This window comes from Pseudomonas sp. NFACC45, from assembly GCF_900113505.1.
In the GTDB taxonomy this organism is placed as follows: Bacteria; Pseudomonadota; Gammaproteobacteria; order Pseudomonadales; family Pseudomonadaceae; genus Aquipseudomonas; species Aquipseudomonas tehranensis.
In genome coordinates this window covers 468,159-481,966 of record NZ_FOPO01000001.1, presented here as the reverse complement: position 1 = coordinate 481,966, position 13,808 = coordinate 468,159, and the positions used below count along the sequence as shown (strand labels likewise).

Below are 13,808 nucleotides of genomic sequence, written 5' to 3'. Positions count from 1 at the left end.
TGAACATTTCCTGCAACGACAATGACTGCGACGACGAGACGCAGGTGCACATATCTGTCATCTGTTCGTCATAATGGCCGTCTATAACTGTCACGCTCGCCCGTCAGCGCGGGCTCAGGAGTCTGCCGTGAGCTTTACCCCCGCCAATCGTCTGTTCCCCGCTACCCGTCTGCGTCGCAATCGCCGTGATGAGTTCTCTCGTCGGCTGGTACGTGAAAACGTGCTGACCACCGATGACCTGATCCTGCCGGTGTTCGTGCTGGACGGTGAGAACCGTCGCGAGGCCGTGGCATCGATGCCCGGGGTAGAGCGCCTGACCATCGACCTGTTGCTCGAAGAAGCCGCCCAGTGGGTCGAGTTGGGCATTCCGGCGCTGGCGCTGTTTCCGGTCACGCCTGCCGAGCTCAAGTCCCTGGACGCCGCCGAAGCCTGGAACCCCGATGGCATCGCCCAGCGCGCGACCCGTGCCCTGCGTGCCCGTTTCCCGGAGCTGGGTGTGATCACCGATGTGGCGCTGGACCCGTTCACTACGCATGGGCAGGACGGCATTCTCGATGAAGAAGGCTATGTGCAGAACGACATTACCGTCGATGCCCTGGTCCGGCAGGCGTTGTCTCATGCCGAGGCCGGTGCTCAGGTGGTGGCGCCGTCGGACATGATGGATGGCCGGATCCAGGCGATCCGTGAAGCGCTGGAGATGGCCGGTCATGTCAATGTGCGGATCATGGCCTACTCGGCCAAGTACGCCAGTGCCTATTACGGCCCGTTCCGTGATGCGGTCGGCTCGGCGCTGAACCTGGGCAAGGCCAACAAGGCCTCTTATCAGATGGACCCGGCCAACAGCGAGGAAGCCTTGCACGAAGTGGCGGCGGACTTGTCAGAAGGGGCTGATATGGTGATGGTCAAGCCGGGCATGCCTTACCTCGACATTCTTTGCCGGGTCAAAGACGAATTCAAAGTCCCGACCTTTGTCTATCAGGTCAGCGGCGAGTACGCCATGCACATGGCGGCCATCCAGAACGGCTGGTTGGGCGAAGGCGTGATCCTTGAGTCCTTGACCGCTTTCAAACGTGCAGGAGCTGATGGCATCCTGACTTACTTTGCTGTGCGCGCCGCCCAATTGTTACGAGAGCAGAAATAGCCTCCCAGGAACTTGCGATGAATACCGAAGGACTTTCTGAAGTTGCCGTAAAAGACGCTCAGCCCGTGGTCGAGCAGGTCGCCGAAACACCGCCGGAGCATGAGGCTGTGCCTACGCCGCCGGTGGTGCCCGATGCCCCCGTGGCGCCTGCGATTGTCATTCCCAACCTGGATGACAGCAGCCTGTACATCCATCGCGAGCTGTCGCAACTGCAGTTCAACATCCGCGTGCTGGAGCAGGCGCTGGACGAGTCCTACCCGCTGCTGGAGCGGCTCAAGTTCCTGCTGATCTTTTCCAGCAACCTGGACGAGTTCTTCGAAATCCGCGTCGCCGGCCTGAAGAAGCAAATTACCTTTGCCCGCGAGCAGGCCGGTGCCGACGGTTTGCAACCGCATCAGGCCCTGGCACGGATCAGTGAGCTGGTCCATGGTCACGTGGACCGCCAGTACGCGATTCTCAATGACATTCTGTTGCCCGAGCTGGAAAAACATCAGGTTCGCTTCATTCGTCGGCGCAACTGGAACACCAAGCTCAAGACCTGGGTTCGCCGCTATTTCCGCGACGAGATCGCACCGATCATCACCCCGATCGGCCTCGACCCGACGCACCCGTTCCCGCTGCTGGTCAACAAGAGCCTGAACTTCATTGTCGAGCTTGAAGGTATCGACGCCTTCGGTCGCGACTCCGGCCTGGCGATCATCCCCGCGCCGCGTCTGCTGCCGCGCATCATTCGTGTGCCGGAAGACGTCGGCGGCCCCGGTGACAATTATGTGTTCCTGTCGTCGATGATCCACGCCCATGCCGATGACCTGTTCCAGGGCATGAAGGTGAAGGGTTGCTACCAGTTCCGCCTGACCCGCAACGCCGACCTGTCGGTAGACACCGAAGACGTCGAAGACCTGGCCCGCGCCCTGCGCGGCGAGCTGTTCTCGCGCCGCTACGGCGACGCGGTGCGCCTGGAAGTCGCCGACACGTGCCCCAAACACCTGTCCGACTACCTGCTCAAACAGTTCAACCTGCATGAGACTGAGCTGTATCAGGTCAATGGCCCGGTCAACCTGACCCGACTGTTCAGCATCACCGGTCTGGACAGCCATCCGGAACTGCAATATTTACCGTTCACGCCGCAGATCCCGAAGTTGCTGCAAAACAGCGAGAACATCTTCAGCGTGATCAGCAAGCAGGACATCCTGCTGCTGCACCCTTTCGAGTCGTTCACGCCGGTGGTCGACCTGCTGCGCCAGGCAGCCAAGGATCCCCACGTATTGGCGGTGCGCCAGACCCTGTATCGCAGCGGCGCCAACTCGGAAATCGTCGACGCCCTGGTGGACGCAGCGCGTAACGGCAAAGAGGTCACGGCGGTGATCGAGTTGCGGGCGCGCTTCGATGAAGAGTCCAACCTGCAACTGGCCAGTCGTCTGCAAGCGGCCGGTGCGGTGGTGATTTATGGTGTGGTCGGCTTCAAGACCCACGCCAAGATGATGCTGATCCTGCGGCGCGAGGCCGGCGAAATCGTGCGTTACGCCCACTTGGGCACCGGCAACTATCACGCCGCCAACGCCCGTCTGTACACCGACTACAGCCTTCTGACCTCCGACGATGCCTTGTGCGAAGACGTCGGCAAACTGTTCAGTCAGTTGATCGGCATGGGCAAGACCCTGCGCATGAAAAAACTGCTGCACGCTCCCTTCACTTTGAAGAAGGGCATGCTCGACATGATCGCTCGGGAGACGCAGTTCGCCCTGGACGGTAAACCGGCGCACATCATCGCCAAATTCAACTCGCTGACCGATCCGAAGATCATCCGTGCGTTGTACAAGGCCAGCCAGTCGGGCGTGCGCATCGACCTGGTGGTGCGCGGCATGTGCTGCCTGCGGCCGGGTATCCCGGGGGTTTCCCATAACATCCACGTGCGCTCGATCATCGGCCGCTTCCTGGAACATACGCGGGTGTTCTACTTCCTCAACGGTGGGGAGGAGCAGATGTTCCTGTCCAGCGCCGACTGGATGGAGCGCAACCTCGACAAGCGCGTCGAGACCTGCTTCCCGGTGGAAGGCAAGAAGCTGATCCTGCGGGTCAAGAAGGAGCTGGAAAGCTACCTCACCGACAACACCCACAGCTGGAGCCTGCAATCGGACGGTCGCTACATCCGCAACACGCCGACCGGCAACCAGAATGCACGCAGCGCCCAGGCGACATTGCTGGAGCGCTTGGGCAGCCCGTTGCTGACGGTTCGTTAAGAGGGGGAGGCAGGCTCGGCTTTTGTGGCAAATGGGCTTGCTCTCTCTGAGCCCGTAGGAGCTGTCGAGCGAAGCGAGGCTGCGATCTTTTGATTTTCGCTTGATATTCAAACGTCAGGAAAAGATCGCAGCCTCGCTTCGCTCGACAGCTCCTACGGATCCAGCGGGATTGCAGTCACTGCAGCAAACAATCAGTGGATGTTCAGCGCAATCCCGACCCGGGTGAGCCATTCGGCTTCCTGGGCGAAGTCAGCCTGGGTCAGTTGGTTCTCTTGCAGCCAGCCTTCGGGAAACAACACATCCAGCTCAGCTCCATCGGCGCGCAGGACCACCTGGGGCATTTCCTGGGTACCGCGGATGTGGTGGAACAGAATCGCAAAGCGCAGCAGCACGCACAGACGAATCAGCTTGATGCCGTCATTACCGAACTCAGCGAATTTATCCTTGGGAATATTGCGCCGGTGTCCACGCACCAATAGCGCGAGCATCTGCTGGTCTTCGCGGGAGAAGCCCGCCAGGTCCGAATGTTCGATCAAATAGGCGCCGTGCTTGTGGTAGTGATAGTGGGCGATGTCCAGGCCCACCTCATGCACCTTGGCGGCCCAGCCCAGCAGTTCGCGCCAGACCCCGTCGTTCAGGTCCCAATCGTCGGCCACCTGGTCGAAAGCGTGCAGCGCCTTGCGCTCGACCCGTGCGGCCTGTTCCTGATCGACGTGGTAACGCTCCATGAGCGAGCCCAGGGTGCGCTCACGGACGTCTTCATGGTGATGGCGCCCGAGTAGGTCATAGAGCACGCCTTCGCGCAGGGCGCCCTCGCAGTGGTCCATGCGTTGCAGTTCGAGGGCGTCGAAAATCGCTTCGAGGATCGCCAGGCCCGCCGGGAAAATCGCCCGGCGGTCGGGCTTGATGCCTTCGAAATCGATTTTGTCCGAGTCGCCGAGCTTGAACACCCTGCGCTTGAGCCAGGCCAGGCCTTCGGCGTTGACCTCGCCAGTGCCATGGCCGCCGGCCTTGAGGGCCAGGCCAATGGCGCGAATGGTGCCTGAGGAGCCGATGGCTTCATCCCAGGTCAGGCGGTGCAAGGCATGTTCGATGCTCATGATTTCCAGGCGCGCCGCCGTATAGGCCTGGGCGTAGCGCGCCGGAGTGATCTTGCCGTCGCGGAAATAACGCTGGGTGTAGCTGACACAACCCATTTGCAGGCTTTCGCGCAGCAGAGGCTCGAAGCGCTGGCCAATGATGAATTCGGTACTGCCGCCCCCGATGTCCGCCACCAGGCGTTTGCCCGGGGTGTCGGCCAGCGTATGGGAGACGCCGAGGTAGATCAGACGGGCCTCTTCACGCCCGGAAATGACTTCCACCGGATGGCCGAGGATCTCTTCGGCGCGGTGGATGAATTCGCCCCGGTTGCGCGCCTCGCGCAATGCGTTGGTGCCCACGATCCGCACCGCGCCCAGGGGCATGCCGTTGATCAGTTGGGCGAACCGCTTGAGGCAATCGAGCCCGCGCTGGATGGATTCTTCGCTCAGTTGGCGCTCTTCGTCGATGCCGGCGGCCAGCTGGACCTTCTCGCCGAGCCGCTCAAGAATTCGGATTTCCCCGTTCTGGGCCTTGGCAACGACCATGTGGAAGCTGTTGGAGCCCAGGTCTATGGCAGCGATCAGGGACAGATTCTTGGCTTGGGATGGCGGCATGGTCAAAAAGTCTCGGTCGATAACCTCGCCATCCTGCCACGATCAACCGCTTACGCCAACGCACCTGAACCAAACCCTTGAGCCAGAGCAGTTCAGTGTGGCGAGGGCGCTTGCTCCCGCGCCTCTGTAGGAGCTGGCGAAGCCTGCGATCTTTTGATCTTTCGCTCCAGACTCAATTGGCAGGGGAAAGATCGCAGCCTCGCTTCGCTCGGCAGCACCTACAAACCCGGCGGGAGCAAGCGCCCTCGCCACAGGAGGCTCTTTAGCCGTGAGGATCAGGCCGGCTCCACTGTGCCGATAAAGTTCGCCAGCTCCGCCGTCTGCGGATCGGCGAACAACACCTTGGGATCCCCCACCTCATGCACCTTGCCTTGGTGCATGAACACCAGTTTGTCCCCGACTTCCCGGGCAAAGCGCATTTCGTGGGTGACCATGATCAGGGTCATGCCGTCCTTGGCCAGTTGGCGCACCACGCCGAGCACTTCATTGACCAGTTCCGGGTCCAGGGCGGAGGTGATTTCGTCGCACAGCAGCACCTTTGGCGACATCGCCAGGGCGCGGGCGATGGCGACCCTCTGTTGCTGGCCGCCGGACAGGCGGTCCGGGAAGGCGTCGAATTTCTCCCCGAGTCCGACTCGCTCCAGCATCTGGCGTGCCAGTTCAGCCGCTTTGGCCTTGGGTACTTTTTGAACAACCTGCGGCGCGAGCATCACGTTCTCACCGACGGTCAGGTGCGGGAACAGGTTGAATTGCTGGAACACCATCCCGACTTTCTGCCGCAGGCTGCGCAGGTCGGCGCGGGCGGCGTCGAGGTATTCACCGTCGACTTCAATCACGCCGTCGTTGATCGACTCCAAACCATTGAGGGTGCGCAACAGGGTGGATTTGCCCGAACCGCTGCGGCCGATGATCGCCACGACCTGGCCCTCCTCGACGCTCAGGTCGATGCCTTTAAGCACGTGGTGATCGCCGTAGTATTTATGCAGGGCGGAAATTCTAAGCAGAGGCATGCAGTCTCCTTTCCAGGTAGCGCGCACTGAGGGACAAGGGGTAGCAAAGCAGGAAGTAACCGAGGGCCACCAGGCCATACACCATGAACGGCTCGAACGTGGCGTTGGCGAGCATGCCGCCGGTTTTGGTCAGTTCGGTAAAGCCAATGATCGAAGTCACGGCTGTGCCTTTGACCACCTGCACGGAAAAGCCCACGGTCGGGGCCACGGCGATGCGCAAGGCCTGGGGCAGGATCACGTAGCGCAACTGCTCCAGCGGGCTGAGGGCCAGGCTCGCCGAGGCTTCCCATTGGCCGTTGGAAATCGAGTCGACACAACCGCGCCAGATCTCCGCCAGGTAGGCGCTGGTAAACAGCGTCAAGGCAATCGCCGCGGCCATCCACGGGGAAATCTCCACCCCGGCCAGGGCTACGCCGAAGAACACCAGAAACAGCTGCATCAACAGCGGCGTGCCCTGGAACAGCTCGATGTAAGTACGGGCAATGTTGCGGGGCAGGGCGCTTTTGGAAATGCGCAGCACCATCACCAGCAAGCCGATCACGCCGCCCCCGATAAACGCCACCAGCGACAAGGCCAGGGTCCATTGCAGGCCCGTGAGCAGGTTGCGCACCACGTCCCAGAAAGTGAAATCGCTCATTGGCTACTCCTGGCAATGTAGCGGCGCCCCACCCAGTTGAGGAACTGGCGGATCAACAGCGCCATGCACAAGTAGATCAGCGTGGTCAGTGCATAGGTCTCGAACGCGCGGAAATTACGCGACTGAATGAAGTTGGCGGCAAAGCTCAGCTCTTCGGTAGCGATCTGCGAGCAGACCGCCGAGCCGAGCATCACGATGATGATCTGGCTGCTCAGGGCTGGCCAGACCTTGCCCAGCGCCGGCAGCAGCACCACATGACGGAAAGCTTCGAAACGGCTCATCGCCAGGGCCGCGGCGGCTTCCAGTTGCCCGCGCGGGATGGCCTGGATGCCGGCGCGGATGATCTCGGTGGAGTAGGCGCCGAGGTTGATCACCATGGCCAGTACCGCTGCCTGCCATTCGGATATCTGCAAACCCAGGGACGGCAGGCCGAAGAAAATGAAAAACAGCTGCACCAGGAATGGCGTGTTGCGGATCAGCTCCACGTACACGCCGAAGATCGCCGCGAACGGACGAATATGCCACGCCCGCACCACGGCCCCGACGATGCCCAGGCCAACCCCGAGCAGCGCGCCGATGGCCGTCAACTCCAAGGTGAACAAGGCACCGCGCAGCAGTAGCTCGGTGTTCTGCACCACCGGCATAAAATCGAACTGATAAGCCATGCTCAACCTCTCAAGCGACGGTCAGAGATCGGCTGGCAGCGGCTGTTTGAGCCAAGTCTGGGAGTTTTTCTCCAGGCTGCCATCGGTTTTGGCAGTGGCCAGGATCTGGTTGACCTTGTCCAACAGCGCCGGCTCGTTCTTGTTCACGCCCACATACACTGGCGAATCCTTGAGTTTGACTTTCAGCGCCGGGACGCGCTTGGGGTTGCGTTCGCTGATCGCAACCATGACCACGTTGCCGCTGGCGATCAGGTCCACCTGACCGGCCAGATAGGCGGCGATGGTCGAGTTGTTGTCTTCAAAGCGCTTGATCGTGGCGCCCTGGGGAGCGACCTTGGTCAGCTCGATGTCTTCGATGGAGCCACGGGTGACGCTGATGGTCTTGCCCTTGAGGTCCTCCAGGCCATTGATGGCGGCGTCGGGCGGGCCGAATACGGCGAGGTAGAACGGCGCGTAGGCACTGGAGAAATCGATGACTTTTTCACGCTCGGGGTTTTTGCCCAGGCTGGAGATCACCAGGTCGACCTTGCCGGTGGTCAGGAACGGAATGCGGTTGGTGCTGTTGACGGGGGTCAGTTCAAGCTTGACCTTGAGTTGGTCGGCCAGCAGCTGCGCGGTGTCGATGTCCAGGCCGCGAGGTTTCATGTCCGGGCCTACCGAGCCGAACGGTGGGAAGTCCTGGGGCACTGCGACCTTGAGGGTGCCGCGCTTGACCACCTCTTCCAGGCCGTCTGCTTGAGCGGGCAGATGAGTGAGCATCAGGCTGGCGAACAGGGCGGTAAGCAGGGCGCTGTAACGCTTAATCATGGCGAATCTCCGCATCGGTGATGTGATTTCTGCGTTCGGACAGAGCACAGGCCATGCCAAGCTGGTTTTTAATCTGCCAAAGCCACGGTTTTACTGGCGGGATGAGGTCTTACTGGTCTGAACAGTTGCGCCGCGTTTCGCACCGTTATCGGGCGTTGGTATTTGCCGCCGAACCCAACTGGAGCACGACTTGCCGGGCGCGGCGTTTAGCTTTACAACTAGCCGTTCACTGGCCCGGTTCATCTGAAAAAATCATGAATTCCATCGCTCGCGCCGTTCCCGAAGTGGCCCTGCAAGCCATCCGTAAACTGATCGTCGACGAAGGCTTCGCTCCCGGGGATGCGCTGCCGTCACAACGGGACCTGGCGCTGCAACTGGGGGTGAGTCGAGCCTCGTTGCGTGAGGCGCTTTCATCGTTGAGTGCGCTGGGCGTCATCAGCGTACAGCCGGGCAAGGGTGTGTTCGTGCAGTCCTCGGTGGAGGTTTCGCGCAGCGAACTGGCCCCGGGCTGGCCGTTCGCGGCCCAGGCTTCACCGGTGGATATCTTCCAGTTGCGTTATGCCCTGGAAGGTTTCGCGGCCGGGTTGGCGGCGGTGACGCTGAGCGCCGATGAACTCGACACGCTGGAGGACAACGTCGAGGCCATGCGCCGGGAGCTCAAGTCAGGGGATTTCGATGCCGCAGCGCGGCTGGATTTCGAGTTCCATCGGCGCATCCTGCAGGCCAGCGGTAACCAGGCGATGCTGAGTATTCTCACCGCCAGCGCCGACATCTTTCTGGAAAGCCAGAAACTACCGTTCATCCGAGCGGAACGGGCGATGGAAACGTGGCAGGAGCATCGCAAGATCCTTCGGGCCCTGGCCCGTCGTGCTTCGGCTGGCGCGCAAAAAGCCATGCAGGAACATGTGCGTAACGCCGCGCTGCGCACCGGAATTTCCTTCGTGGCCCCGGCTGCTCCATGAGGCGCGTCATACCCAAATACATCGGACACCATAGCGAGACTCAATCAACTGCGGCTTCCTGAACCCGGTAAGGGCCGCTATGATGGGCCACGTTTTTTTGCTGACAATCCCGGAGATTTCAATGAGCAGCGATCTGATCAAACACGTTACCGACGCTAGCTTCGACGAAGAAGTACTTAAGTCCGAAGGCCCGGTACTGGTCGACTATTGGGCTGAGTGGTGCGGTCCGTGCAAGATGATCGCGCCGGTCCTGGACGAAATTGCCCAGACCTACGAGGGCAAGCTGACCGTGGCCAAGCTGAACATCGACGAGAACCAGGAAACCCCGCCCAAGTATGGCGTGCGTGGTATCCCGACGCTGATGCTGTTCAAGAACGGCAACGTCGAAGCCACCAAGGTGGGTGCGCTGTCGAAGTCGCAACTGGCCGCGTTCCTCGACGCCAACATCTAAGCGCCGAATGCTGCTGAAAAAGCCCCGCTAATCGCGGGGCTTTTTTCGTTACTCGGGGCTAGACGCTCGCAAACCCAGGTGTTACATTCGGCCCCGCACTGGTTTCTCCTTTGCCCCCTGCAAGCCGTCGCCGACGCACTCCTTTCGAATAAGTACGCGATCCTGTCGCCTTCTCCGCGGCGCGGCCTCATTAAGCCAAAAGCTTAATTTCCCCCCTCCATAAATGATTACGTCATTCCTATATGAATCTGACTGAACTCAAGCAAAAGCCGATTACCGAACTGCTCGAATTGGCCGAACAGATGGGCATAGAAAATATGGCCCGTTCGCGCAAGCAGGACGTGATTTTCTCCCTGCTCAAAAAGCACGCGAAAAGCGGCGAGGAAATCTCCGGTGATGGCGTGCTGGAGATTCTCCAGGACGGCTTCGGCTTTCTCCGCTCCGCAGACGCTTCCTATCTTGCCGGCCCAGACGATATCTACGTCTCGCCGAGCCAGATCCGTCGTTTCAACTTGCGCACCGGTGACACCATCGTTGGCAAGATCCGCCCTCCGAAGGAAGGCGAGCGTTACTTCGCACTGCTCAAGGTCGACACGATCAACTTCGACCGTCCGGAAAACGCGAAGAACAAGATTCTCTTCGAGAACCTGACCCCGCTGTTCCCGACCGTGCGCATGAAGATGGAAGCCGGTAACGGTTCCACCGAAGACCTCACCGGCCGGGTCATCGACCTGTGCGCACCCATCGGCAAGGGCCAGCGCGGTCTGATCGTGGCGCCGCCGAAAGCGGGCAAGACGATCATGCTGCAGAACATCGCGGCCAACATCGCTCGTAACAACCCTGAAGTTCATCTGATCGTGCTGCTGATCGACGAGCGTCCGGAAGAAGTGACCGAGATGCAGCGCACCGTGCGCGGCGAAGTGGTTGCCTCGACGTTCGACGAGCCGCCGACCCGCCACGTGCAGGTTGCCGAAATGGTGATCGAGAAGGCCAAGCGCCTGGTCGAGCACAAGAAGGACGTGGTGATCCTGCTGGACTCCATCACCCGTCTGGCCCGTGCCTACAACACTGTGATCCCGAGCTCCGGCAAGGTGCTGACCGGTGGTGTCGATGCCCACGCCCTGGAGAAACCGAAACGTTTCTTCGGTGCTGCGCGTAACATCGAAGAAGGCGGCTCGCTGACCATCATCGCCACGGCGCTGGTTGAAACCGGCTCGAAGATGGACGAAGTGATCTACGAGGAATTCAAAGGCACCGGTAACATGGAACTGCCTCTGGATCGCAAGATCGCTGAAAAGCGCGTCTTCCCGGCCATCAACATCAACCGTTCCGGCACCCGCCGCGAAGAGTTGCTGACCGCCGACGACGAGCTGCAGCGTATGTGGATCCTGCGCAAGCTCCTGCATCCTATGGATGAAGTCGCTGCCATCGAGTTCCTGGTCGACAAGTTGAAACAGACCAAGACCAACGATGAGTTCTTCCTGTCGATGAAACGCAAGTAATCGATCAGGCAGGGCAGCAAAGCCGGGGAAACCCGGCTTTTTGCTATCCGTGCATTCACTATTTTGAACGGGCGGCGTTAAACTCGGGCCCCCGACGCCCCGGCTACCATGAGGCTTTTGCATGCAGTATCGCGACTTGCGCGACTTTATCAGCGGTCTGGAACAGCGCGGCGAACTCAAGCGCATCCAGGTGCCGGTGTCCCCCGTACTGGAAATGACCGAGGTCTGCGACCGTACGCTGCGAGCCAAAGGCCCGGCGCTATTGTTTGAAAACCCGACCGGTTATGACATCCCGGTGCTGGGCAACTTGTTCGGCACGCCACATCGCGTGGCCTTGGGCATGGGCGCCGAAGCCGTCAGCGAATTGCGCGAAATCGGCAAGCTGCTGGCGTTTCTCAAGGAGCCTGAGCCGCCCAAAGGTCTGAAGGATGCGTGGTCCAAGCTGCCGATTTTCCGCAAGATCATTTCCATGGCGCCGAAAGTCGTCAAGGACGCCATCTGCCAGGAAGTGGTGATCGAAGGTGACGATGTCGACCTGGCGATGTTGCCGGTGCAGACCTGCTGGCCGGGCGATGTGGGGCCGCTGATTACCTGGGGCCTGACCGTCACCAAAGGTCCGAACAAGGATCGTCAGAACCTTGGTATCTACCGTCAGCAGGTCATTGGCCGTAACAAGGTCATCATGCGCTGGCTGAGCCACCGTGGCGGTGCGCTGGATTACCGGGAATGGTGTGAAAAACATCCTGGGCAACCGTTTCCGGTGTCCGTGGCCCTGGGCGCGGACCCGGCGACCATCCTCGGTGCTGTCACGCCAGTGCCTGACAGTCTTTCCGAATACGCATTCGCCGGGCTGTTGCGCGGCAACCGCACCGAACTGGTGAAATGCCGCGGCAACGATCTGCAAGTCCCGGCCACGGCCGAGATTATTCTTGAAGGCGTGATCCATCCCGGCGAAATGGCCGATGAAGGGCCGTATGGCGACCACACCGGCTACTACAACGAAGTCGACAGCTTTCCGGTGTTCACCGTCGAGCGCATTACGCATCGAATCAAGCCGATTTACCACAGCACCTACACCGGCCGTCCACCGGATGAGCCGGCCATTCTCGGGGTGGCGCTGAACGAGGTGTTCGTGCCGATCCTGCAGAAGCAGTTTCCCGAAATCACCGACTTCTACTTGCCGCCGGAAGGTTGCTCTTACCGCATGGCCGTGGTGACCATGAAGAAGTCGTACCCAGGGCACGCCAAGCGGGTCATGCTGGGGGTCTGGTCGTTTTTGCGACAGTTCATGTACACCAAGTTCGTTATTGTCACTGACGACGATATCAACGCACGGGATTGGAACGACGTGATCTGGGCCATCACCACGCGCATGGACCCCAAGCGTGACACGGTGATGATCGAGAATACGCCGATCGATTACCTCGACTTTGCCTCGCCGGTGTCCGGCCTGGGCTCGAAGATGGGACTCGATGCCACGCATAAATGGCCCGGTGAAACCACCCGTGAATGGGGCCGGGTGATCGTCAAGGATGAAGCCGTTACCCAACGGATCGATGCCATCTGGAATCAGTTAGGAATAGATTGATGCGTGTAACCTTGCAGCCTTCCGGGGCGGTGTTGGATATCCGGCCCTCCGAGCGGATTCTCGATGGCGCGCGACGCCTGGGCTATGAGTGCCCGCAAAGCTGCCGCAATGGCAACTGCCATGTCTGCGGTGCGCTGCTAGTGGAAGGCCGCGTGGAGCAGGCGGGTGAAGTGCGCGATCACGGTGAGATTTTCACCTGCATTGCCGAGCCTCTGGAGGACTGCGTGGTGCTGTGGGATGGCGTGCTGTCACCGGGTGAGTTGCCCGTGCGCAGCCTGGCGTGCCAAGTCACTGAATGCGCCGACGTGGGTGGTGATGTCTGGCGAGTACGCCTGCGCGCACCGGCGGGCAAGCCGCCGCGCTATCACGCGGGGCAGTACCTGATGATCGAGCGGGAGAATGGCGAGAAATCGGCGTTTTCCCTGGCCTCGGCGCCGCATTCGGGGCGCGAGCTGCAATTGCACGTATTAGTGCGCGAAAACAGTGCGCAGACGCTGCTGGAGCAACTTCAGCGTAACCCCAATGTGCGCATCGAAATGCCCTTTGGCGACACCCATTTGTCCGAGTTGCCGGAGGGCCCGCTGGTGTTGATTGCCGCCGGTACTGGCATGGCGCAGATGCACAGCCTGATCGAACATTGCCGCGCAGCGGGCTTCAAGCACCCGGTGCATCTGTATTGGGGGGTGCGGCGCCCGGAAGATTTCTATGAAATCGAACATTGGGACGAGTGGAAAACGCTGCCTAACCTGTTCCTGCACAAAGTCGTCAGCGACTTGTGTGGCTGGGAAGGGCGCTGTGGGATGCTTCACGAAGCCGTGTGCGAGGACATCAGCGATCTCAAGGGCGTGCATGTCTACGCCAGCGGCTCGCCGGCGATGATCTATGCCACCCTCGACGCGTTGGTCGATGCCGGAATGGACGCCCACCAAATGCGCGCCGACGTATTTGCCTATGCGCCGCGGGCGTAGGAGCTGTCGAGCGAAGCGAGGCTGCGATCTTTCCCCTGACAGTTGAGTCTCAAGCGAAAGATCAAAAGATCGCAGCCTCGCTTCGCTCGACAGCTCCTACGCAATATTAGAATTCCCTCGTTCATGGGCATTTATGGCATTTA

At 60.5% G+C, this 13,808-nt stretch carries 12 protein-coding genes; 7 read left to right on the top strand and 5 right to left on the bottom strand.

The features are described from left to right. Positions 1-127: 127 nt before the first annotated feature. Positions 128-1,141: a porphobilinogen synthase gene (gene hemB / locus BM132_RS02165; RefSeq protein WP_092452831.1), complete on the top strand. Its 1,014-nt coding sequence runs from the start codon at positions 128-130 to the stop codon at positions 1,139-1,141. A 17-nt stretch (positions 1,142-1,158) separates the two neighbouring features. After that, entirely contained in the window at positions 1,159-3,381 is a 2,223-nt protein-coding gene (gene ppk1 / locus BM132_RS02160; protein WP_092452828.1) for a polyphosphate kinase 1, read from the top strand. A gap of 191 nt (positions 3,382-3,572) precedes the next feature. Here ppk1 and ppx read toward each other — a convergent pair whose 3' ends face one another. The 5 genes from ppx to BM132_RS02135 form a co-directional block, all read right to left on the bottom strand. Continuing rightward, positions 3,573-5,075 (bottom strand): exopolyphosphatase, encoded by a 1,503-nt coding sequence (ppx, locus tag BM132_RS02155; RefSeq protein WP_092452825.1) that lies wholly within the window; start codon positions 5,073-5,075, stop codon positions 3,573-3,575. A gap of 275 nt (positions 5,076-5,350) precedes the next feature. After that, positions 5,351-6,085 carry an amino acid ABC transporter ATP-binding protein gene (locus tag BM132_RS02150; protein WP_092452822.1) on the bottom strand — a complete coding sequence of 245 codons (735 nt, stop codon included), beginning with the start codon at positions 6,083-6,085 and terminating at the stop codon, positions 5,351-5,353. After that, positions 6,072-6,722, bottom strand: coding sequence for an amino acid ABC transporter permease (locus BM132_RS02145; protein ID WP_092395173.1), 651 nt, complete (start codon positions 6,720-6,722; stop codon positions 6,072-6,074). Before BM132_RS02145 ends, BM132_RS02150 begins: the two co-directional genes overlap by 14 nt. After that, complete coding sequence (locus BM132_RS02140) at positions 6,719-7,387, bottom strand: amino acid ABC transporter permease (protein ID WP_092452819.1); 669 nt, start codon at positions 7,385-7,387, stop codon at positions 6,719-6,721. The genes BM132_RS02145 and BM132_RS02140 overlap by 4 nt, the downstream gene beginning before the upstream one ends. A 21-nt stretch (positions 7,388-7,408) precedes the next feature. Continuing rightward, complete coding sequence (locus tag BM132_RS02135) at positions 7,409-8,194, bottom strand: transporter substrate-binding domain-containing protein (protein WP_092452816.1); 786 nt, start codon at positions 8,192-8,194, stop codon at positions 7,409-7,411. Positions 8,195-8,448: 254 nt separating this feature from the next. On the opposite strand from BM132_RS02135, the gene BM132_RS02130 reads away from it, so the two are divergent. From BM132_RS02130 to BM132_RS02110, 5 genes are all read left to right on the top strand, one after another. Then, on the top strand, positions 8,449-9,156 hold the full coding sequence (locus BM132_RS02130; RefSeq protein ID WP_092452813.1) for a FadR/GntR family transcriptional regulator: 708 nt from the start codon (positions 8,449-8,451) through the stop codon (positions 9,154-9,156). A 121-nt stretch (positions 9,157-9,277) separates the two neighbouring features. Further along, the gene (gene trxA, locus BM132_RS02125) at positions 9,278-9,607 is read left to right on the top strand and encodes a thioredoxin TrxA (RefSeq protein ID WP_092452810.1); all 330 of its coding nucleotides are present in this window, start codon (positions 9,278-9,280) and stop codon (positions 9,605-9,607) included. A 242-nt stretch (positions 9,608-9,849) separates the two neighbouring features. Further along, on the top strand, positions 9,850-11,109 hold the full coding sequence (gene rho / locus BM132_RS02120; protein WP_025216061.1) for a transcription termination factor Rho: 1,260 nt from the start codon (positions 9,850-9,852) through the stop codon (positions 11,107-11,109). Positions 11,110-11,230: 121 nt separating this feature from the next. Then, positions 11,231-12,697: a 4-hydroxy-3-polyprenylbenzoate decarboxylase gene (ubiD, locus tag BM132_RS02115; protein WP_092395188.1), complete on the top strand. Its 1,467-nt coding sequence runs from the start codon at positions 11,231-11,233 to the stop codon at positions 12,695-12,697. After that, complete coding sequence (locus tag BM132_RS02110; RefSeq protein WP_092452807.1) at positions 12,697-13,665, top strand: CDP-6-deoxy-delta-3,4-glucoseen reductase; 969 nt, start codon at positions 12,697-12,699, stop codon at positions 13,663-13,665. Before ubiD ends, BM132_RS02110 begins: the two co-directional genes overlap by 1 nt. Positions 13,666-13,808 lie beyond the last annotated feature (143 nt).